Here is a 447-nt window from a genome sequence, read left to right on the forward strand (position 1 = left end):
GGTAACTTATGCCCAGGTTTTGTTTGCTATTGCCGAAGCTGCCGAAAGAGGCTGGGTGAGCGAAGATGCAGAAGCTTACTATAATATGGCTTTAGAGAGTTCTATTCTTCAATGGACTGGTTCGACCGAAGGTGTTGATGCATTTTTAAGTCAGCCCGAGGTCGCATTTGATGCCACCAATGCTATTGAGAGAATTGCAGAGCAACGTTGGATCCATTTGTTTATGAATGGCTATGAAGCCTGGAGTGAATGGAGAAGAACAGGTTTTCCCAATGATTTTGTTCAACCCGAAGGCCGACCTGTACCAACGCGTCTTGCCTATCCCGATAATGAAACCTTCAACAATGCAGAAAATTATAATGCGGCTGTAGAACGACAATTTGGAGGTGAAGATTCTATTTATGGAACTGTATGGTGGGATGAATAAATCTCCCTTCCTATAATTCT

Annotated in this window: 1 protein-coding gene; it reads left to right on the forward strand. The window is 43.2% G+C overall.

Annotated features, from left to right (window positions below):
- Positions 1-427, forward strand: a 427-nt coding sequence (locus tag HC175_RS18665; protein ID WP_168139702.1) for a SusD/RagB family nutrient-binding outer membrane lipoprotein, incomplete at its 5' end; no start/stop codon positions are given.
- Between the last annotated feature and the right edge of the window lie 20 nt (positions 428-447).

The sequence above is a fragment of the Salinimicrobium oceani genome, assembly GCF_012037645.1.